At 60.3% G+C, this 19,604-nt stretch carries 18 protein-coding genes; 15 read left to right on the top strand and 3 right to left on the bottom strand.

Annotation, left to right across the window (positions count from 1 at the left end; translation table 11 throughout):
• The first annotated feature begins 151 nt into the window (after nucleotides 1-151).
• From FGF54_RS15640 to FGF54_RS15600, 9 genes are all read left to right on the top strand, one after another.
• Nucleotides 152-922 carry a galactitol 2-dehydrogenase gene (locus FGF54_RS15640; protein WP_142780341.1) on the top strand — a complete coding sequence of 257 codons (771 nt, stop codon included), beginning with the start codon at nucleotides 152-154 and terminating at the stop codon, nucleotides 920-922.
• A gap of 16 nt (nucleotides 923-938) precedes the next feature.
• A complete protein-coding gene (locus FGF54_RS15635; RefSeq protein ID WP_142780340.1) occupies nucleotides 939-1,949 on the top strand; it encodes a D-altritol 5-dehydrogenase in 1,011 nt (336 codons plus the stop codon).
• 116 nt (nucleotides 1,950-2,065) lie between these two features.
• Nucleotides 2,066-3,079, top strand: coding sequence for a LacI family DNA-binding transcriptional regulator (locus FGF54_RS15630; RefSeq protein WP_003522707.1), 1,014 nt, complete (start codon nucleotides 2,066-2,068; stop codon nucleotides 3,077-3,079).
• A gap of 262 nt (nucleotides 3,080-3,341) precedes the next feature.
• Nucleotides 3,342-4,700, top strand: coding sequence for an NAD(P)H-dependent oxidoreductase (locus FGF54_RS15625; RefSeq protein WP_059757021.1), 1,359 nt, complete (start codon nucleotides 3,342-3,344; stop codon nucleotides 4,698-4,700).
• Between the two features lie 17 nt (nucleotides 4,701-4,717).
• Nucleotides 4,718-5,020 carry a putative quinol monooxygenase gene (locus FGF54_RS15620; RefSeq protein ID WP_142780339.1) on the top strand — a complete coding sequence of 101 codons (303 nt, stop codon included), beginning with the start codon at nucleotides 4,718-4,720 and terminating at the stop codon, nucleotides 5,018-5,020.
• A 12-nt stretch (nucleotides 5,021-5,032) separates the two neighbouring features.
• Complete coding sequence (locus FGF54_RS15615) at nucleotides 5,033-5,935, top strand: NAD(P)-dependent oxidoreductase (protein WP_142780338.1); 903 nt, start codon at nucleotides 5,033-5,035, stop codon at nucleotides 5,933-5,935.
• A gap of 22 nt (nucleotides 5,936-5,957) precedes the next feature.
• On the top strand, nucleotides 5,958-6,953 hold the full coding sequence (locus FGF54_RS15610) for a DctP family TRAP transporter solute-binding subunit (RefSeq protein ID WP_020812272.1): 996 nt from the start codon (nucleotides 5,958-5,960) through the stop codon (nucleotides 6,951-6,953).
• 129 nt (nucleotides 6,954-7,082) lie between these two features.
• Nucleotides 7,083-7,634, top strand: coding sequence for a TRAP transporter small permease (locus tag FGF54_RS15605; RefSeq protein ID WP_059757030.1), 552 nt, complete (start codon nucleotides 7,083-7,085; stop codon nucleotides 7,632-7,634).
• 3 nt (nucleotides 7,635-7,637) lie between these two features.
• Nucleotides 7,638-8,918: a TRAP transporter large permease gene (locus FGF54_RS15600; RefSeq protein WP_142780337.1), complete on the top strand. Its 1,281-nt coding sequence runs from the start codon at nucleotides 7,638-7,640 to the stop codon at nucleotides 8,916-8,918.
• 24 nt (nucleotides 8,919-8,942) lie between these two features.
• Here the strand turns inward: FGF54_RS15600 and FGF54_RS15595 are convergent, their stop codons facing one another.
• Together FGF54_RS15595 and FGF54_RS15590 are read right to left on the bottom strand one after the other, a co-directional pair.
• Complete coding sequence (locus FGF54_RS15595) at nucleotides 8,943-9,839, bottom strand: LysR substrate-binding domain-containing protein (protein ID WP_142780336.1); 897 nt, start codon at nucleotides 9,837-9,839, stop codon at nucleotides 8,943-8,945.
• A gap of 85 nt (nucleotides 9,840-9,924) precedes the next feature.
• The gene (locus tag FGF54_RS15590) at nucleotides 9,925-11,127 is read right to left on the bottom strand and encodes an MFS transporter (protein ID WP_035225678.1); all 1,203 of its coding nucleotides are present in this window, start codon (nucleotides 11,125-11,127) and stop codon (nucleotides 9,925-9,927) included.
• 123 nt (nucleotides 11,128-11,250) lie between these two features.
• Between FGF54_RS15590 and FGF54_RS15585 the strand changes: the two genes are divergently transcribed.
• Nucleotides 11,251-12,105, top strand: coding sequence for a helix-turn-helix domain-containing protein (locus FGF54_RS15585; protein ID WP_142780335.1), 855 nt, complete (start codon nucleotides 11,251-11,253; stop codon nucleotides 12,103-12,105).
• A 141-nt stretch (nucleotides 12,106-12,246) separates the two neighbouring features.
• On the opposite strand, the gene FGF54_RS15575 is transcribed toward FGF54_RS15585, so the two are convergent.
• A complete protein-coding gene (locus tag FGF54_RS15575; protein ID WP_080820769.1) occupies nucleotides 12,247-13,137 on the bottom strand; it encodes a helix-turn-helix domain-containing protein in 891 nt (296 codons plus the stop codon).
• Between the two features lie 92 nt (nucleotides 13,138-13,229).
• On the opposite strand from FGF54_RS15575, the gene FGF54_RS15570 reads away from it, so the two are divergent.
• From FGF54_RS15570 to FGF54_RS15550, 5 genes are all read left to right on the top strand, one after another.
• Nucleotides 13,230-14,501 carry a sugar ABC transporter substrate-binding protein gene (locus FGF54_RS15570; protein WP_142780334.1) on the top strand — a complete coding sequence of 424 codons (1,272 nt, stop codon included), beginning with the start codon at nucleotides 13,230-13,232 and terminating at the stop codon, nucleotides 14,499-14,501.
• 261 nt (nucleotides 14,502-14,762) lie between these two features.
• On the top strand, nucleotides 14,763-15,623 hold the full coding sequence (locus tag FGF54_RS15565; protein ID WP_080840201.1) for a carbohydrate ABC transporter permease: 861 nt from the start codon (nucleotides 14,763-14,765) through the stop codon (nucleotides 15,621-15,623).
• Nucleotides 15,620-16,456, top strand: a complete 837-nt coding sequence (locus FGF54_RS15560) for a carbohydrate ABC transporter permease (protein WP_142780333.1) — start codon at nucleotides 15,620-15,622, stop codon at nucleotides 16,454-16,456. Before FGF54_RS15565 ends, FGF54_RS15560 begins: the two co-directional genes overlap by 4 nt.
• Nucleotides 16,457-16,465: 9 nt before the next feature.
• On the top strand, nucleotides 16,466-17,551 hold the full coding sequence (locus tag FGF54_RS15555) for an ABC transporter ATP-binding protein (protein ID WP_142780332.1): 1,086 nt from the start codon (nucleotides 16,466-16,468) through the stop codon (nucleotides 17,549-17,551).
• 45 nt (nucleotides 17,552-17,596) lie between these two features.
• Entirely contained in the window at nucleotides 17,597-19,600 is a 2,004-nt protein-coding gene (locus FGF54_RS15550; protein WP_142780331.1) for an aldo/keto reductase, read from the top strand.
• The last annotated feature ends 4 nt before the right edge of the window (nucleotides 19,601-19,604 follow it).

Raw genomic sequence — 19,604 nt, 5'->3', positions numbered from 1 at the left:
GTCCAAGTCTTTGGGCTGGAAGGACTCTCTCGCCGCGTGGGAGCCGCGTCTGCTGGTTTCCTGTGACAAGCACAGGAATAAGCCGGTGAGAACAGTATCTAACAACAAGCGAGCATGGCCAGATTCCCCACCATGCATCACGGAGATCGACATGAGATTGAATAACAAGGTCGCGCTGATCACCGGCGCCGCCCGCGGCATCGGCCTTGGTTTCGCGCAGGCTTTTGCCGATGAAGGTGCGAAGGTGATTATCGCCGATATCGATATTGCCCGCGCGACGGCTTCCGCCGCCGCCATCGGCCCTGCAGCCAAGGCCGTGAAGCTGGATGTGACCAATCTTTCCGAGATCGACGCCGTGGTGAAGGCGGTGGATCAGGAATTCGGCGGTATCGACATTCTCGTCAACAATGCCGCGATCTTCGATATGGCGCCGATCAATGGCATTACCGAACAGAGTTATGAGCGGGTCTTCGACATCAATCTCAAGGGGCCGCTGTTCATGATGAAGGCGGTTTCCAATGTGATGATCGAGCGGGCGCGCGGTGGCAAGATCATCAATATGGCCAGCCAGGCCGGCCGTCGCGGCGAAGCGCTCGTCACGCTTTATTGCGCTTCCAAGGCGGCGATCATTTCCGCCACGCAGTCGGCGGCGCTGGCGCTCATCAAGCACGGCATCAATGTCAACGCCATTGCACCCGGCGTGGTGGATGGTGAGCACTGGGAAGTGGTCGATGCGGAATTTGCCAAATGGGAAGGCCTGAAGCCGGGCGAGAAGAAGGCGGCGGTGGCGAAATCCGTGCCGATCGGCCGTTTTGCGACGCCCGATGACATCAAGGGTCTCGCGGTTTTCCTCGCCTCTTCCGACAGCGACTATATTCTCGCCCAGACATATAATGTCGACGGCGGCAACTGGATGAGCTGAAAAGCCGGAGATGACCATGCATGCCATTCAATTCGTCGAGAAGGGACAGGCCGTTCTGGCGGACGTTCCGGTTGCCGATCTGCCGCCGGGCCACGCGCTCGTGCGGGTCAAGGCTTCGGGGCTTTGCCACACCGATATCGACGTTCTCCACGCGCGTTACGGCGACGGCGCCTTTCCGGTCATTCCGGGGCATGAATATGCCGGTGAAGTCGCGGCCGTGGCCGCCGATGTGACGGGCATAAAGGCCGGCGACCGGGTGGTGGTCGATCCCAATCTGCCCTGTGGCACGTGCCCGAGCTGCCGTAAGGGGCTGACCAATCTTTGTAGCACGCTGAAGGCCTATGGCGTTTCCCATAATGGCGGTTTCGCGGAATTCAGCGTCGTACACGCCGATCACCTGCATGGCATCGGCTCCATGCCCTATCATGTCGCGGCGCTGGCCGAACCGCTCGCCTGCGTCGTCAACGGCATGCAGAGCGCGGGCATCGGCGAGAACGGAACGGTGGCTGAAAATGCGCTGGTTTTTGGCGCCGGTCCCATCGGCCTGCTGCTTGCGCTGTCGCTGAAAGCGCGCGGCATCGAGACGGTGACGATTGCCGACATCAACGAAAGCAGGCTGGCTTTTGCCGAAGGTCTCGGGCTTCAGGTGGCGGTTTCCGGCTCGGAAACGCTCCTGCGGCAACAGAAGTTTTTCGATGTTGTGGCGGATGCGACCGGTATCGCACCCGTTGCGGAAGCGATGATCCCGCTGGTTGCCGATGGCGGCACGGCGCTGTTCTTCGGCGTTTGCGCGCCTGATGCCCGCATTTCGGTTGCGCCCTTCGAAATCTTCAGGCGTCAGCTCAAGCTTGTCGGTTCGCATTCGCTGAACCGCAACATACCGCAGGCGCTCGCCATTCTGGAAACGGATGGCGATGTCATGGCGCGGCTCGTCTCGCACCGGCTGCCGCTTTCGGAGATGCTGCCGTTCTTTACGAAGAAACCATCCGATCCGGCCACCATGAAAGTGCAATTTGCAGCCGAATGATCGTTTGGTGGTTGATAACCGCAGTCGACCGGCTTTTCGTGCGAAGGCCGGTCGATATAAAGTACCACATGTAATATCTCATGGGGGCAAGCACTTTGGCCAAATCTATCAGGACGATGGAAGAGTTTTCGGAATTCGTCGGCCTTTCGCGCCCGACTGTTTCGAAATACTTCAATGATCCGGCCTCGGTCCGCAAGAAGACGCGGGATGCCATCGAGGATGCGCTGAAGAAATCGGGCTTCAGGCCCAATATTTTCGCCGTCAATCTCAACCGCCGCCGCTCCAATATCATCGGCATCATCATCCCGAATTCCACCGATCCCTTCTATATGGCGCTGACGAGCCGCATCGAGCTCATCGCCAACGAGGCGGGCTTCCTTGCTTTCGTGCTGTCATCGGATGGCAAGGCGGAAATCGAAGACCGCGCCATCCGCACCTTCAAGTCGATGAATGTGGCGGGCGCGATCATCGCGCCGCTCGGCGTCAAATCCCACCGCGCCACGCTGGAGCAGCTCGCGGCCAGCATTCCGATCGTTTATGTCGATTCGCCGCTCGACGAGACCTCGGCCTTTGTCGGCACCGACAACCGCCAGAGCGTCGGGCTGATGGTCGACTATCTCTGCCGCTCGGGCGAGCCGCCCTGTTTCTTCGACATGCCGCAGGTCAATACCAATGCCGCCACGCGTCGCACAGCCTATGAGGAGGCCATGCGGCGCCTTGGTTTCGAGCCGCAGGTGATCAACGTTCCGGATATTGTCACCTGGGATTTCGAGCGTTTCGCTTTCGATGAGGCCGGCCGACTGCTGGAAGGGGCGGGGTCTCTGCCCTCGCGCACCATTCTGTGCGCCAACGACCGTATCGCCTTCGGCGTCATCGCCGCCGCCTTTCAGAAGGGCATCAGGGTCGGCCATGGTGCGGATTACGACCTCAGGGTCGCCGGCCATGACGATCATCCGCTGTCGCGTTATGCCTGCCCGCCGATTACCACGGTGGCGCAGAATTATAACGAGATCGGCAGGCTGTCGATCGAGCTTCTGTTGCAGAAGCTGGACGAGGAGGCGGATGACACGACGCGGATGCGCGAGCGCATTCTCCTCAGCGCCGATCTGATGCTGCGCAAATCGGCCTGATTATTTGTTAGATAAGCTAAACAAAGAATCTGATTTTCTAAATAGAACTAATATTTGAACGCTCCTACTCTGTTCTCAAGGTTGCTTTGGGAGGCGACCGCGAGAGTCGGCGCAAAGGCGTGCCGGTATCCGGGAGGAACGTTAGATCGTCATGCCATCGGTGCCGCGAGGGACAAGCCTTCGCTGCCTCGGTATCGCATGGCCTTCGCCGGGCTGACTGGACATTCTCGCCAGCAATTTCCCCAGCGAAGGATGTCAAAACATGAATCTCTATTCTCTTCTGTCAGAGCGTGCAGCCGGCGGCAGGCCTGTGCGGGTCGGCCTCATCGGCGCGGGCAAGTTCGGCTCCATGGTGCTGGCGCAGGCGCAGCGCATTGCCGGTTTCCACATGGTCGCGGTCGCAGACCTCAATGTCGGCAAGGCGAAGGAATCGCTGGATCGCGTCGGCTGGCCGAAGGAGCGTTACGATGCGAAGAGCTGCGCCGAGGCGCTGAAGAGCGGCAAGACCTATGTGACCGACGACGTGAACGAGCTTTTCGCCTGCGGCGAGATCGAATGCGTGATCGAGGCCACCGGCCATCCGCTGGCCGGCGCGCGCCATGCGCTGGGCGCCATCGACCACAACAAGCACGTCGTCATGGTCAACGTCGAAGCCGACGTGATGGTCGGGCCGATCCTTGCCGAGAAGGCCCGCGCCAAGGGCCTGATCTATTCCATGGCTTATGGCGATCAGCCGGCGCTGATCTGCGAGCTGGTCGACTGGGCGCGCGCCACCGGTTTCGAGGTCGTCTCCGCCGGCAAGGGCATGAATTTCGAGCCGCGTTACCGTTATTCGACGCCGGACACGGTCTGGGGTTATTTCGGCTGGACGGACGAGGAAGTGGCCAAGGGCGACTTCAATCCGAAAATGTACAATTCCTTCACCGACGGCACCAAGGCGGCCATCGAAATGGCGGCCGTCGCCAACGGCACGGGGCTGGATTGCCCGGATGACGGTCTGGCCTTCCCGCCCGCCGGCCTGCACGATCTCGCCCGCGTCTTCCGTCCCGCTGCCGATGGCGGCCGCATGGCGCGCTCCGGTCTCGTCGACATTGCCGCAAGCCAGGAGCCGGATGGACGCGAGGTGTTCAACAACATCCGCTACGGTGTTTTCGTCACCTTCAAGGCGCATAATGAATATGCCCGCGCCTGCTTCAAGCAATATGGCCTCTTGACCGACCCATCCGGCTGGTACGCCTCCATGTGGCGTCCGTTCCACATTATCGGTCTCGAAACATCGATCAGCGTGCTCTCCGCCGTGCTGCGCAACGAGGCCACCGGTTGCTCGAAAGAATTTCGCGGCGATGCGGTTGCGACCGCGAAGAAGGACATGCAGCCCGGCGAGATGCTTGACGGCGAGGGCGGTTACGCGGTCTGGGCCAATGCCATTCCCGCCACCCGCAGCCTCGATATGAAGGCGCTACCGATTGGCCTTGCGCATAATGTCAAGCTGAAGCGCGCCATCAAAAAAGACCAGATCGTCAGCTTCGACGATGTGGAGCTGGTGAACGACCTCGATGTGGTGAAGCTGCGTCAGGACATGGAAAACCGCTTCCGTCCGCAAAAAGACGCAGCCGCGTGATGGGCGGAGAACGGGACATGTCGAAGGGAGCTTTCGTGGTAATCGCGGAATTCCGGGTGAAGCCCGACGCGATGGACGCCTTTCTCGACGCCGCGCGCGATGACGCCAGGCATTCGGTTCAGGATGAACCGGGTTGCCGGCAATTCGATGTGGTGCGGCCGGAAACGGGAAACAACGTGGTGTTTTATGAGGTCTATGACAGCCGTCAGGCTTTCGACGATCATCTCAAAACACCGCATCTGGACCGGTTTCGCGAGGCGTTTCCCGTCCTTATCGAAGAAGAACTGCCGGTACGTTTCCTGAACCGGCAATGGCTTTGAAGGATGGGGACGATGGCAGACATCCGCCGGATCGCCGTTATCGGAACGGGTATCATGGGTGCTCCCATGGCGGCGCGTCTGGCGGAGGCCGGATTTTCCGTCAAGGTCTGGAACCGCAGCGCTGAAAAAGCTGCGGTTCTGGCGGAGAAGGGCGTGCTGGCGGCGGCAACGGCTGCCGATGCTGTGTCCGAAGCGGATGCCGTGCTCTGCATGCTGAGTTCCGGGCCGGTCTGCAACGAGCTTCTGCTCGGCTCCTCGGGCGTCGTTTCAGCCATGAAGCCCGGCGCGGTTCTGCTGGTCATGAGTTCCATTCCCGTCGAGACCGCGATGGAACAGGCGGAGGCGGCCAGGGCATGCGGGGTCAGATATGTCGATGCGCCCGTATCCGGTGGTGAAAAAGGAGCGATCGAAGGAACGCTCGCCATCATGGCCGGCGGCGAACAACAGGATGTGGATGCATTGCGACCACTCCTCAATTGCCTCGGCCGCGTCACCCATGTCGGGCCTGTGGGCTGCGGTTCTCTGGCCAAGCTCGCCAACCAGCTGATCGTCGCCTCGACAATCTGCGCTGTCGCCGAGGCTCTCACCCTCGTCGAAGCAGGGGGAGCCGACCCGGCGCAGGTGCGCCGGGCTTTGCTTGGCGGTTTTGCAGAGTCCACCGTCTTCCGTCAGCACGGAAAACGCATGGTGGAGGGTGATTTCCGTCCCGGCGGGCCGGCGAAATATCAGGTGAAGGATACGTCCACGGCGCTGGCCTTCGCCAGAAGCCGGGGCCTCAGACTACCGGTCGGCGAGGAGGTTGACCGGCTGTTCCGCTCCATGGTCGAGCATGGCGCGGGCGACCTTGATCACAGCGGTGTGATCCTTGAGATTAAGCGCATGAATGCGTTCGGAGGAACGCTCGAAACTGTTTGAGATACAACAAAGGGAGGAACACATGAAAATTTCAAAACTTTACGGGCTGGCTCTGGCCGCCACCATGCTCGTGGCATCCATCGCACAGGCGGAAACGCTGACACTTTCGACGCCCGATGCGGATACGTCCGAAATTACGCTTGCCGCCAACAAGTTTGCCGAGATCGTTTCGAAAAAGACCGATGGCAAGCTCAAGATCAAGGTGTTTCCGAACGGGACACTTTATGGCGGCGACCCTTCAGCGGGCGTCAAGCAGCTGGCCGGTGGTTCGCTGGACATGCTGTTGAATTCGACCTCGCTTTACGCGACCTTCAATCCCAAGTTCACAGCCATCGCCATTCCCTACCAGTTCCGCGATATCGACCAGCTCAGGGTCTATCTCGACAGCGATCTCGGCAAGGAACTTTCCACCGATCTCAGCAAAATAGGCATTCTCGGGCTCGATCTCTGGTCGCGGCCGCTGCGCCAGATCACCAATTCCAAGGCGCCGATCAAGTCGCCGGCCGATCTCAAGGGCATGAAGCTGCGCGTTCCGAACAATCCGCTCTGGGTCGAATTCTTCGGCGCCATGGGGGCTGCTCCGACGCCTATGGCCTTTGCCGAAGTCTATAACGCTCTTCAGCTGAAAGTCGTCGATGGGCAGGAAAATCCGGTCAACGTGCCGGTCAGCGCCAAGCTTTACGAAGTGCAGAAGTACCTGACGATCAGCAATCACATCGCCGACGCCTGGGTGCTGGGAATGAACCCGGCCCGCTTCGAAGGTCTCGATGAGAACTTCAAGACCGCGCTGAAGGAAGCCGCCACCGAGACCGAAGCGTGGAAGGCGCAGAACGACGCTGCCGATATCGACAAGTCGCTCGAAACGCTGAAGAAGAACGGCATGGAGGTGAACACGCTGACGGACGACGAGCGCAAGGCTTTCGTGGCGGTGGCGGCCGGGCTTTCGGCGAAGTTCTCCGCGCTGGTGAAAGATCAGGCGTTCTTCGACAAGACGCAGGCTTTTCTCAAGACGAACTGACGTTTTCGCACAGGGAAGGCCGGATTTTTATCCGGCCTTTCCGAACGTCAGGCAGGGTTGTCTCGCCGTTAGGGCAGGGTGGCATTCGTTTTACCGGATATCCGGTTTCAGCAGTGGAAGGGTATTGTCATGAACGATACGAAACCTTCGGTGCTCGGCACCATCGTTAAACTCATCGCCGATGTGGCCGCAGGGGCAGCCTGTGCCGGCATTCTCATCGTCGTTCTTCTTCAGGTCATCGGCCGCCTTGCCGGCAGCCCGCTTCCCTGGACGGAGGAGGCGACGCGTTTCCTCTTCATCTGGATGGTGTTTCTCGGCCTTGCCGCCGGCTTCCGCACCGTTGAAAGCGCGCGTGTCGTGGTGTTTCTGGTGCTGTTTCACCGCTTCTTCCGGCGGCTGGCGGTGCCGATCTATGTCGGTTCCTCGGTGTTCTTTTTCGGCATGATGGGCTGGACGGGTCTGACCCTGGTGCGCCAGCAGATCATGATGAACGAGACTGCCGCCACCCTGCCGATCCCCATGTGGACCATCGGCATTGTGTTGCCGGTCTCCGCCATCATCGCCGTGCTGGCCATCATCGAATCGCTGCGCAGCCGCCGGGAGCTCATCGCGCTTCCCGAACTTGGCCTGCCGGCGGATGAGATCGCCCATGCCGATATCTCCATTTCAGCAGGACATTGAGCCATGTCGGTCTTTCTTCTCGTCGCCTTTTTCGGTCTCAGCATGCTCGGCGTGCCGCTCGCCATCGCGCTGGCGCTCGCCAGTGTCGGCACGCTCTGGCTCTTCACCTCCATGCCCATGGACCTGCTGTCGCAGACGATGTTCTCGTCGATGAACTCCTTCCTCCTCGTCGCCGTGCCGCTGTTCATCCTCGTCGGCACCGTCATGGAACGGGGGCGTGTGGCGGAGCGTATCTTCGATTTCGCCGAGGCCATGGTCGGCTGGCTTCCCGGCGGGCTCGGCCACGTCAACGTCATCTCATCGGTGATCTTTTCCGGCGTCTCCGGCTCCTCCGTTGCCGATATCGCCTCGGTCGGCGCCATCGAGATCAAGGCCATGGAGCGGCATGGATTTCCAAAGGGTTATGCCGTCGGCATGACGCTTTGCGCCTCCACGCTCTCCTCGATCATTCCGCCGTCGATCCTGATCGTGATTGCCGGTTCCATCGCCAACGTGTCCATCGGCACGCTGCTGATCGCGGGTCTGGTGCCAGGCCTCTTCATCGCCTTCGCCTTTCTGGTCTTTAACCACTTCTATTCGGTGCATTACGGTTACAATCCGCCGACGCCGTTCAATTTCCGTCTGGTTGTCGTCACGGGTCTTCGTGCCATCCTGCCGATGCTGACGCCGCTGATCCTCATCATCGGCATCGCCAGCGGCCTGTTCACGCCGACGGAGGCTGCAGCCATCGCGGTGGTTTACGTAGCGGTGCTCGGCGTCATCGTTTATCGCACGCTGCCGGTACGCGAACTGCCGGAAATATTGATCTCGACGGCGCGCATTTCCGGCACCCTCCTGTTCATCGCCGCCACCTCGCAGCTTGCTGCATGGGTCTTCACCTTCGATGGCCTGCCGGAGCAGGTCGCCGATCTCCTGAAGGCTATGAATCTCGGGCCAATGACCGGCATGCTTGTCATCTTCGTGTTCCTGCTGATCATCGGCATCTTCATGGAAGCGATTCCGGCGATGTTCATCCTCATCCCGGTGCTGATGCCGCCGGTCGAGGCACTGGGCATCGATCCGATCCATTTTCTGATCGTGACTGTCATGACGCTGACGCTCGGGCTGGTGACGCCGCCGGTGGGGGTCTGCCTGTTTGCAGCAGCACAGGTGGCGAATATGAAGATCGAGGATGTCATTCGCGGTTCGCTGGCGCCAATGATGGTGCTGACGCTCGCTATCTTCGCGCTGGTGCTTTTCCCGGTGCTGACGCTCGGGCCGATACGGCTGATGGGGCTTTATTGAAACGGGAAGAGCAGAACTGAAAAATCAGACAACGCGACGGGCACGCCACTCGTCGCGTTGTTTTCGCATCCACTCCAGAAACAGCGTCACCTTTCTCTGCCGCAGATGGGAATGCGGGCAAACGATCCATTGGGTGACGAGCTTGATGCGCGGCGCATCCGTCACGGCCGGCACCAGCATCTTGTCCTGCAGCTCCCGCTCCATCATCAAGGTGCTTTCCAGCGCCACGCCAATGCCGAGAACGGCGGCATCGATGGCCATGTGGCTGCGGTCGAACAGGACCCGCCGCCAGCGCTTCTCAGCCGTGACACCGGCCAGCGGGAACCAGTGGTTCCATTGCGCCTGCGCCTTCACCGAATGGATCAGCCGCTGGTTCTGCAATTCCTCGGGCAGGAATTTACCCGCACCCTTATAATTCGGCGAACAGACCGGCAGGAATTCCTCCTCCACCAGCCCTTCCACGAAGAGGCCCGGCCAGCGCCCATCGCCGTGGCGCAGCTCTATATCGACAAGCTCCTGCGAAAAATCGGTCGGCTCGTTGGTGCCGTCGAGGCGCACTTCCAGTTCGGGATGCTCCTCCAGAAACGAGCCGAGACGCGGCAGCAGCCATTTGTTGGAAATGGTCGGCGTCGCCCGGATCGTCAATGTCGTGACCGAGCGGAAACCGCGAATGCTGTCAGTGGCATCCGCGATCTGTTCGATCTGGGCGGTGATCATCGAGAAGTACCGCTCGCCCGCTTCGGTCAGCGTCACCTTGCGGCCGGTTCGCGCCATCAGGGTCGTGCCGAGCTGGCCTTCCAGCAGCTGGATTTGCTGGGAAACGGCCGAAGGCGTGACGCTCAACTCTTCCGCCGCCCGTGAAATGCTGCCCGCCCTTGCCGCGGCGTGGAAAACGAGGATCGATTTTATCGGGATTTGCATGGGTGGGGCTTTGCTCAACGGATCACGGCGGTCACCTGAGTATCACAGGTGACCGCCGTGTTGAAAAGCGTTGAAGGCTCAGCTTTTAGCGGTGGCTCGGCAGTTTCGGCAGGAACACCGTGAGCAGGCCGAGCAGCGGCATGTAGGAGCAGATGCGGTAGACGAACTCGATGCCTTCCTTATCCGCATAAACGCCCAGAACCGCAGCGCCGATGCCGCCGAAACCGAAGGCGAAACCGAAGAACATGCCGGCGATGAGGCCGACACGGCCCGGCACCAGTTCCTGCGCGAACACGACGATGGCCGAGAAAGCGGAGGAGAAGACGAAGCCGATGACGACGACCAGAACCGCCGTCCAGAACAGGTTGGCATAGGGCAGCATCAGCGCGAAGGGGATGACGCCGAGGATCGAGAACCAGATGACGACGCGTGAGCCGAAACGGTCGCCGATCGGGCCGCCGAAGAACACGCCGAGCGCCGAAGCCCCGAGGAAGAGGAACAGCAGAACCTGCGCGTCCTGAACACCAAGACCGAATTTGTCGATGGTGTAGAAGGTGAAGTAGCTGGACAGGCTGGCGAGATAGGCATTCTTGGTGGCGGTCAGAACCACCAGCACCAGTAGCGTCATGATCACCGTGCCACGGGCAAGGGGAAGGGTGCGGCTGGCCGGGGCCTTACCGACCGTTGCGCGGCGGTGGCGGGTGTACCAGACGCCAACCCAGGAAAGCACGCCAAAACCGACGAGCGCGATCAGCGAGAACCAGCTGAGGCTCGTCTGACCGAGCGGGATGACGATGAAAGCGGCGAGCAGCGGGCCGATGGCCGTGCCGGTATTGCCACCCACCTGGAAGAAGGACTGCGCCAGACCATGACGGCCGCCGGATGCCAGGCGTGCGACGCGGGAAGCTTCCGGATGGAAGATCGCCGAACCGATGCCGATGAGGCAGGCGCCGATCACCAGAACCTCGAAACTATGGGCAAAAGCAAGCGTGATGAGGCCGGCGCAGGTGGACAGCATGGCGACGGGCAGGGAGAACGGCATGGGCCAGCGATCCGTCACCATGCCGACAACCGGCTGCAGCAGCGAGGCGGTGACCTGAAAGGCGAAGGTAAGCAGGCCGATCTGCATGAAATCGAGCGCGTAATTCGCCTTCAGCAGCGGATAAAGCGACGTCAGCAGCGATTGCATGATGTCGTTCAGCATGTGGCAGAAGCTGGCGGCTGCGATGATCGAAAACGCCGTGCGTTGCGGATTGAAGCTGTTGCCGGCGCTGGTAACAGTGGCCATGATGAAGTCCTCTCGGGTTCCCGGCGGAAGACGGGAAACATGTCTTTATTTCTTCCCGCTTTTATTCATATTGTTTCTGGCCTGCATTTGTGTTCTGGACGATTTTCTTTGTGAGTGGGCCAAATGGCTAAAATCAAATCGCGGCAGCCTTCAGGACTGACGCATGACGAGCATGAACGCAGTCTGAAATTGATCGATGGTACCAATGAGCCGGTGCTGGCGCTTTGCCGCGTTTACCCCACCGGGCACCGGACGCCGCCCCACAGCCATAGCCGCGTGCAGATCTGGTGCGCCCGTCAGGGCGTCGTGCTTGTCAGCACTGCGGATGGTCGCTGGATGATACCGCCCGGTCATGGATTGCTCATTCCCGCCGGGCTGCAACATGAGGCGGAAACCATCTCGACGGTGGAGATGCATTCGATCTACGTCCATCCGGACCTGTTTCATGCGGGCGCACCGCGCGTGGTGGAAATAACCGATCTCGCCTCCAGCCTGATTTCGGAATTGCTGGGTGAAGAACACCAGCCGACGGCTTTTCACCGGCAGGGCCTTGTGCGGGCGCTGTTGCTGGACGAGGTCAACCGCCTGCCGGAAAGGCCGCTCGGACTGCCTTTTCCAGATAATCAGCGTCTGGCGGCGCTGTGCCGCGATTTCCTGAAAAAGCCGGTGGCGCGGGTGGAGATCGATGACTGGGCGGCGGCCATGGGCATCAGCCGGCGTTCTTTTACGCGGCTGTTCCGCAACGAACTGGGGGTGAGTTTCGTCACCTGGCGCCAGCAGGCCTGTATCTTCGCCTCCCTGCCGAGACTGGCGGCCGGCGAAGCGGTGACGAATGTGGCGTTGGATGCCGGTTATGAAAACATCCCGGCTTTCACCACCATGTTCCGGCGAATGCTGGGCAGTTCACCAAGGGCCTATCGGCAGGCGGCGCGGCAGCGCAGCGCTGCTTTTTCCGATTTTGAAGAGATGGGTGGTTAGGGTTAGGGTGCTCACTCACCCTCATCCCTGTGCTCATCACAGGGATCCAGCCAGACCAAGTCCTTGGGCTGGAAGGACTCTTTTCGCCGCGCAGACGCGCGTCGGCTGGATTCCTGTGACGAGCACAGGAATGAGGGTACCCTAAGCCGCAGTCGCCCGCATGTCGCGGCGGAAATCGGAAGGCGACATGCCGGCGATTTGGCGGAACGCCTTGTTGAAGGCGCTGACGGAGCCGAAGCCGCTTTCCATGGCGATCTGCAGGATATTGTCCTTGCCGGTCATCAGCATCGCTTGCGCGCGCGAAAGCCGCAGCAGGGTCAGATATTTGATCAGCGTCATGCCGGTGGATTTGCGGAACAGGTTCATCGCATATTTCGGATGCAGCGAGGCGGCACGGGCAATTTCCGTCGCGTCGATATCGTCGAGAAAATTGGCGGCGATGAAGTCGCACATGCGCACCACGCCGATCGAGGGCGCCATGCCCTCGTCATCCTCCCTGCGTTTGCCATTGGCGGCGGATGATATGACGGAGTAGGGTTCAAGGAACATCCGCTCGACCCTGAGCAGCAATTCCTCCACCGCGTGCTGGGCTTTCGCCTGTTCGCCCGAAGTGACGTAACGAAACCAGCGGCCGAAGTTTTCTGCATCTGCCCGGTCGGTCTCAGCGCTCACCATCGTAGCACCACCCATCAGCAGGCTGGAGACGGTGGCGGGCAGCCGCATGCGGAAGAAGTGCACCAGCGGCAGATGTGCGCCGGCGTAAAAGGAATCGTCGGAGGAATGGTCCATCTGGTGCGGCTGGCCACCCCAGAAGATGCACATCTGGCCGGCATCGAGCGTCAGGTCGTGATCGCCCATGCGATAATGCACCGATCCCGACATCACGTAATTCACTTCCACCTGCGCGTGCCAGTGAGGCCTGAGCATGATGGGCGGATGATTGTGAAAAAGCTGAAGCGTCGTCGGCATGCCTTCGATGCTGCTCGCACCCGGCTGGTAGAAGGCTCTTTCGGCAATCTTACTTTCCGCCAAATCGATGTTCCCTTTTTACGAGACAGATTTCCTGCCGCCGCTAATGTGCCCATGTTCGCTGAAGAACGGCAATTGAAAAAGGGAGGTTTTCAATGTGCTTGAAATTTCTTGGCGCGTCTACGGCTATGCTGCTTCTCGCAGCCCCGGCTTTCGCGCAAACAGAAACCGTCACCATCTGGAGCTGGAATGTCGCGGCTTCCGCGCTGAAATCCACGGTAGAGGGCTTCAACAAGCAGAATCCGGATATCAAGATCGTCGTTGAAGACCTTGGAAACAATCAGGTTTTTGACAAGACGCTGGCTGCTTGCGCCGCCGGGGGCGATGGTCTTCCTGATATCGTCACCATTGAAAATTTCGAGGCGGAACTGTTCTGGAGTCGGTTTCCCGATTGTTTCGCCAATCTGACCGAGCTTGGCTATACGCCTGAGAAACAGGCGCTTTTCCCTGATTTCAAGCGCACGGAACTGGAGGTTGACGGCGTCGCCTATGCGGTTCCGTGGGATTCCGGTCCGGTGGCGGTGTTCTATCGCCGCGACTTCTATGAGAAGGCGGGTGTCGATCCGGCCGCCATCAAAAGCTGGGACGACTTCATCGCCGCCGGCAAGAAGGTCATGGCCGCCAATCCCGGCACCGTCATGGCGCAGGCCGATTTCAACGGCGACAGCGAATGGTTTCGCATGATCGCCAATGAGCAGGGATGCGGTTACTTTTCGACCGATGGCCAGAACATCACCATCAACCAGCCCGCCTGTGTCGCGACCCTTGAAAAGGTCAAGGAGATGAAGGACGTCGGCATCATCACGGCGGCGATCTGGGATGAAAAAATCCAGGCCAATACGGCCGGCAAGGCCGCCAGCCAGATGTATGGCGCCTGGTATGAAGGTACGGTTCGTTCCGGCTCTCCTGATCTTTCCGGCAAATGGGGTGTCTATCTGATGCCGAGCCTGACGCCGGATGGCCCGCATGCGGCCAATCTCGGTGGTTCGTCGCTGGCGATCAGCTCGACATCCGAACACAAGGAGGCGGCGTGGAAATATATCGACTACGCGCTGACCACCAATGAAGGCCAGGTGACGATGCTGAAATCCTTCGGCCTCGTTCCGTCGCTGCTCTCAGCCATTGATGATCCTTTCGTCAAGGAGAAGCAGGCCTATTGGGGCGGGCAGGCGGTGTGGACCGATATTCTCGCCACTCTGCCGAAGATCGTGCCGAGCCGGGGCACGGCTTTCCAGTCGGATGCGGATGCGATCTACAAGGCGACGCAGACGAAATATTTCGCCGGCGGATATCCCGATGCGAAAGCGGCGCTTGACGATGCGGCCAAGCAGATCGAAACGGCCACCGGTTTGCCGGTCGCGGAGTAAGCCGGCGGCTGTTTATGGACCGCGCGGGTGCCACGAATTTCTTCTCCCCGAGGGGGAGAAGTCCGCGGCAGCGGGATGAGGGGGCGAGGGTAGCGATATCCGGTGAGCTAGCCCCCTCATCCGACCCTTCGGGCCACCTTCTCCCCCTCGGGGAGAAGAAACGCGCGGCACCGTTGTGCAAAAGCATTCCCCTCAACGGGGGAAGCTCTTTCTGAAGCTTTTCCATTTATCCGGCCCACCGTCCGGCACATGGAGGTCGTCATGCCGTCCAGGAACAGGATCGCTTATGCGTTCCTTGCGCCCTATCTCCTGATTTTCGCCACCTTCTGGGTCTGGCCGATCATCAGCTCGTTCATGCTGTCGTTCCAGAATACCCGCATCAACCCATGGCGGTTCGCGCCTTCCATGAACTGGGGGCGGCTCGTTTCCGATCCGGCCTTTTATAATGCGCTTTATAATACGCTGATCATTCTGGTCATTCAGGTGCCCGTGATGATCGCGCTCGCCACCGTCATGGCGGTGCTGTTGAATTCGCCGCTCCTGAAAGCGCGGCCCCTTTACCGCTTTGCCTTTTTCGCGCCTGTCGTCGTTGGCGAGGTGGCCTATGCGGCTGTCTTCCGGCTGATGTTCAGCGCCGATTTCGGCATCATCAACAAGCTCATCACGTCAGTTGGTCTTTCGCCCATCTCGTGGTTCGACAATGCCAATGCGGCCATGGCGCTCGTCATCATCGCTGTCACCTGGCGCTGGGCGGGTTATAACGCCATCATCATTCTGGCCGGCCTGCAATCCATCCCCGGCGATGTCTATGAAGCGGCGACGCTGGACAAGGTGAGCAAGCGGCAGCAGTTCTTCCACATCACCCTGCCGCTCCTCAAACCCATCATCCTCTTCTGCGTCGTCCTGTCGGTCATCGGCACCATGCAGCTGTTTGCCGAACCCTTCCTCATCACCAATCGCGGCGGGCCGGGTGGTGGCACGGAAACGCTGGGGCTGTTCCTTTACCGGCAGGGCTTCACCTCGCTCAATTTCGGTTACGCCTCGGCCATCGCCTACACCATGGCGGCGCTCGCCATCGCCATTTCGCTGCTTAATCTCTGGGTCGGGAGGGAGCCGAAATGAGATCGAAATCGAGATCGCTTTTCTGGCAGAAGATCGCGCTGCATGCGGTGCTGACACCGCTTGCCATCATCTGGCTGTTTCCGCTGTGGATGATGTTCGTGTTCTCGACCATGCCGGATTACGGCATTTTCAGCCCCGACATCGTGCTCGTCCCGTCCACCAATTTCGTCGAGAATTTCAACAACCTGCAGGCGGATACCAATTTCCTCAGGGCCATGTTCATCTCGATCACCGTCGCCGTCATTTACACCGTGCTTTCGGTGTTCCTGACGTCGATGGCCGGCTGGGCGCTGGCGCGTTACCGCTTTGCCGGACGCGGGGTGGTGATCGCCATCATTCTCGGCACCATCACTTTGCCTTTTGCCGTCGTTGTCATTCCGCAATTCATCATGGTGGCACGGGAATTCAAGCTCGCCAACACCTGGGTCGCGCTGATCGTGCCGCCGCTGTTCAACTCGCTCGGCGTTTTGTTCATGCGGCAATCCTTCTCGATGATGCCGACGGAGCTTTTCGATGCGGCAAGGGTGGAGGGCGTCAAGGAATGGCAGATCTTCCTGCGCATCGCCCTGCCATTGGCGCGGCCCACCATGGCGGCGCTCTCCATCATTCTCTTCCTGGCCTCGTGGAACAATTATCTCTGGCCGCTTCTCATCAATTCCCGCCCAGGAATGATGACCGCACCCGTGGCGCTTGGCACCCTCATCGGGCTCACCAAGGTGTCATGGGGCGGCATCATGGCCGGCGCGGTGCTGCTCACCGCACCCATCCTCGTGGTTTTCGTGGCTTTGCAGCGCCACTTCATCGCCGGCATTTCCGCCGGCGCAGTCAAGTAAGGGGGCCGCATGGCGGAACTTTCGCTCAACAACGTGGTCAAGCGTTATGGCGCGCTGGAGGTGATCCATGGCGCAAATCTCGAGGTGAAAGACGGGGAATTTGTCGTTTTCGTCGGCCCGTCCGGCTGTGGCAAATCCACGCTTCTCAGAATGATCGCCGGGCTGGAAGATATTTCCGGCGGCGATATCGTGATCGGCGGCAGGACGGTCAGCGATGCCGATCCGGCCGATCGCGGCATTGCCATGGTGTTCCAGTCCTATGCGCTTTATCCGCATATGACGGTGGCCGAAAACCTCTCCTTCGGCCTTAGAATGAACGGCAACCCCAAGGCGGATACGCAAAAGCGGGTCAACCGCGCCGCCGAAATCCTGCAGATCAACGAGTTGATGGAGCGCCGGCCGAAACAGCTGTCCGGCGGCCAGCGCCAGCGCGTCGCCATCGGCCGCGCGATCGTGCGCGAACCGCAGGTGTTCCTGTTCGATGAGCCATTGTCCAACCTCGATGCCGAATTGCGGGTGCAGATGCGCGTGGAAATCTCGCGCCTGCACAAGCAGCTCGGCACCACGATGATTTATGTGACGCATGACCAGACCGAGGCGATGACGCTGGCCGACAAGATCGTTGTGCTGCGCGCGGGCAATATCGAGCAGGTCGGCGCGCCGCTCGATCTCTATGACGATCCCGCCAACCGCTTCGTTGCTGGTTTCGTTGGGTCGCCGAAGATGAATTTTCTCGACGCTACCATCATCGGCAGTGGGGCCGACAGCGTCACGCTCGCCCTCAACAGCGATCCCGCGGTGCGGCTGAACCTGCCGGTCACGGCCGGTTTGAACGAGGGAGCCAGGGTCTCGCTCGGCATCCGGCCCGAACATTTTGCCGATGCGGGCGCGGGCGATGCCGATCTCACCGTTCATGTCGATGTCGCCGAACATCTCGGCAATACCAGCTATGTCTATGCCCGAACCGAAGGCGGCGAGCAGCTCATCATCGAGCGGCCGGAATCGCGGGATGTCGGCAATCGCGACCGGTTGACGGTCGGCCTTTCCGCCCGCCGGGCTTTCCTTTTCGACAGCAAGGGCGAACGCCTGCGCTGAACCCTTTCCCAAGCACCCAAGACTGATATGAAAGACGAGGATTTCATGACGACCGAACAACCGATCCGCTGGGGCATCATCGGCCCGGGCACCATCGCGAGAACCTTTGCCGATGGTATCGCGCATTCCCGCACCGGCAGGTTAGAGGCCATCGCCACCCGCAATCCGGACAAGCCCGGCCTTGCCGAGGCCTTCGCCGGTGCGCGCATCATCCATGGTTACGATGCGCTGCTTGCCGATCCCGATATCGACGCCGTCTATATCGCCACACCCCATACCGGCCATGCCGAATGGGCGATCAAGGCCATCCGGGCGGGTAAAAACGTGCTGGTGGAAAAGCCCATCGCGCTTTCCGCCTATGATGCCGACGCCATTTTCCACGAGGCGAAAAAGGCGGGCGTCTTCGCGGGCGAAGCCTATATGTACCGCCTGCACCCGCAGACGGCGAAATTGCTGGAACTGGTCAAGAGTCGTGCGGTGGGCGATATCCGCATCATCCGCTCCAGCTTCGGTTTCAACATGGGCTCGTTCCGGGCCGATCACCGGCTTTTCGCCAATGAAATGGCGGGCGGCGGCATTCTCGATGTCGGCGGTTATCCGGTTTCCATGGTGCGGATGATTGCCGGCGCCGTGGAGGGCAAACCCTTTGCCGAGCCGGAAAAGGTTGCGGGTGCGGCGCATCTCGGCCAGTCGGGCGTCGATGAATGGGCCTCGGCGGTGCTGAAATTCGCAAACGGCATCGTCGCCGAAGTCTCATGCTCGATCATGGCGGCGCAGGACAATGTGCTGCGCATCATCGGCTCGGAGGGCCGTATCGAGGTCAAGGATTTCTGGTTCGCCGCCGGCCACAAGGGCGGCACCGGCCGGATCGATATCATCAGGGGCGACAAGGTGGAAACCATCGAGCTGCCGGAGGATCGCTGGCTTTATTCCTTCGAGGTCGACGCGGCTGGCGAGGCGATCCGGCAGGGTAAAAAGGAATTCGATGCACCCGGTATGGCTTGGGCGGACAGCCTCGGCAATCTGCGTGTCATGGATCAATGGCGGGCTTCCGTCGGGCTCGAATACAGCATTGAAAAAGCAACGTCCCGCGTTGCCAATATTGCCGGCGGCAAGGTCGTGGCCGGAAACGCAGTGCCGAAGCGGCAGATTCCGGGCCTTGCCAAACCCGCTTCCGTGGTCGCGCTCGGTTTCGAATTCTTCCCCAATTTCGCTTCCGCATCCCTGACGCTGGATGCCTTTTACGAGGCGGGCGGCAATCTCTTCGATACGGCCTATGTCTATGGCGCAGGCAGGACGGAGACGATCTTCGGCGACTGGCACACCAGCCGCAACGTGCCGCGCGAAGAGATCGTGCTGATCGGCAAGGGCGCACATTCGCCGCTCTGCTATCCTGATATGATCGCAAAGCAGCTCGATCAGTCGCTTGAGCGGCTGAAAACGGATTATGTCGATGCCTATTTCATGCATCGCGATAATCTGGATGTTCCGGTCGGCGAGTTCGTCGATGCCATGGATGCCGAAGTCCGGCGCGGGCGCATTCGCGGCATTTTCGGCGGCTCGAACTGGACGCGCGAGCGCATGGATGAGGCCGCGGCTTACGCGCAAAAGAACGGCAAGCAGGCGCCCGGCGCGCTTTCCAACAATTTCTCGCTTGCCGAAATGCTCGATCCCATCTGGGCAGGCTGCGTTGCGGCATCAGACGACGAGTGGAAGGCATGGCTGCAATCGCGCCAGATCCCCAATTTCGCCTGGTCCAGCCAGGGGCGCGGTTTCTTCACCGACCGGGCAGGGCGCGACAAGCATGACGATGAGGAAATCGTCCGCGTCTGGTATTCCGACCGCAATTTCGTGCGCCGCGACCGGGCGATCGAGCTTGCGCAAAAACTTGGGCGGCACCCGATCCATATCGCGCTCGCTTATGTCATCGCCCAGCCTTTCCCGGTCATCCCGCTGATCGGGCCGCGCACGATTGCGGAGCTGGAGGATAGTCTTTCGGCGCTGGATATTGCGCTGACGGATGAGCAGGTAAAGTGGCTGGAGGCGTGAAAGG

Origin of the sequence: Agrobacterium sp. T29, from assembly GCF_006970545.1 — a bacterium.
Lineage (GTDB): Bacteria > Pseudomonadota > Alphaproteobacteria > Rhizobiales > Rhizobiaceae > Agrobacterium > Agrobacterium leguminum.
This window is presented reverse-complemented; position numbering and strand designations above follow the sequence as displayed.

What these genes read in the sequence shown, in the direction of transcription:
- FGF54_RS15640 (WP_142780341.1), top strand. Translation starts at nt 152, where the DNA reads ATGAGATTGAATAACAAGGTCGCGCTGATCACCGGCGCCGCCCGCGGC.
- FGF54_RS15635 (WP_142780340.1), top strand. Translation starts at nt 939, where the DNA reads ATGCATGCCATTCAATTCGTCGAGAAGGGACAGGCCGTTCTGGCGGAC.
- FGF54_RS15630 (WP_003522707.1), top strand. Translation starts at nt 2,066, where the DNA reads ATGGAAGAGTTTTCGGAATTCGTCGGCCTTTCGCGCCCGACTGTTTCG.
- FGF54_RS15625 (WP_059757021.1), top strand. Translation starts at nt 3,342, where the DNA reads ATGAATCTCTATTCTCTTCTGTCAGAGCGTGCAGCCGGCGGCAGGCCT.
- FGF54_RS15620 (WP_142780339.1), top strand. Translation starts at nt 4,718, where the DNA reads ATGTCGAAGGGAGCTTTCGTGGTAATCGCGGAATTCCGGGTGAAGCCC.
- FGF54_RS15615 (WP_142780338.1), top strand. Translation starts at nt 5,033, where the DNA reads ATGGCAGACATCCGCCGGATCGCCGTTATCGGAACGGGTATCATGGGT.
- FGF54_RS15610 (WP_020812272.1), top strand. Translation starts at nt 5,958, where the DNA reads ATGAAAATTTCAAAACTTTACGGGCTGGCTCTGGCCGCCACCATGCTC.
- FGF54_RS15605 (WP_059757030.1), top strand. Translation starts at nt 7,083, where the DNA reads ATGAACGATACGAAACCTTCGGTGCTCGGCACCATCGTTAAACTCATC.
- FGF54_RS15600 (WP_142780337.1), top strand. Translation starts at nt 7,638, where the DNA reads ATGTCGGTCTTTCTTCTCGTCGCCTTTTTCGGTCTCAGCATGCTCGGC.
- FGF54_RS15595 (WP_142780336.1), bottom strand. Translation starts at nt 9,839, where the DNA reads ATGCAAATCCCGATAAAATCGATCCTCGTTTTCCACGCCGCGGCAAGG.
- FGF54_RS15590 (WP_035225678.1), bottom strand. Translation starts at nt 11,127, where the DNA reads ATGGCCACTGTTACCAGCGCCGGCAACAGCTTCAATCCGCAACGCACG.
- FGF54_RS15585 (WP_142780335.1), top strand. Translation starts at nt 11,251, where the DNA reads ATGGCTAAAATCAAATCGCGGCAGCCTTCAGGACTGACGCATGACGAG.
- FGF54_RS15570 (WP_142780334.1), top strand. Translation starts at nt 13,230, where the DNA reads ATGTGCTTGAAATTTCTTGGCGCGTCTACGGCTATGCTGCTTCTCGCA.
- FGF54_RS15565 (WP_080840201.1), top strand. Translation starts at nt 14,763, where the DNA reads ATGCCGTCCAGGAACAGGATCGCTTATGCGTTCCTTGCGCCCTATCTC.
- FGF54_RS15560 (WP_142780333.1), top strand. Translation starts at nt 15,620, where the DNA reads ATGAGATCGAAATCGAGATCGCTTTTCTGGCAGAAGATCGCGCTGCAT.
- FGF54_RS15555 (WP_142780332.1), top strand. Translation starts at nt 16,466, where the DNA reads ATGGCGGAACTTTCGCTCAACAACGTGGTCAAGCGTTATGGCGCGCTG.
- FGF54_RS15550 (WP_142780331.1), top strand. Translation starts at nt 17,597, where the DNA reads ATGACGACCGAACAACCGATCCGCTGGGGCATCATCGGCCCGGGCACC.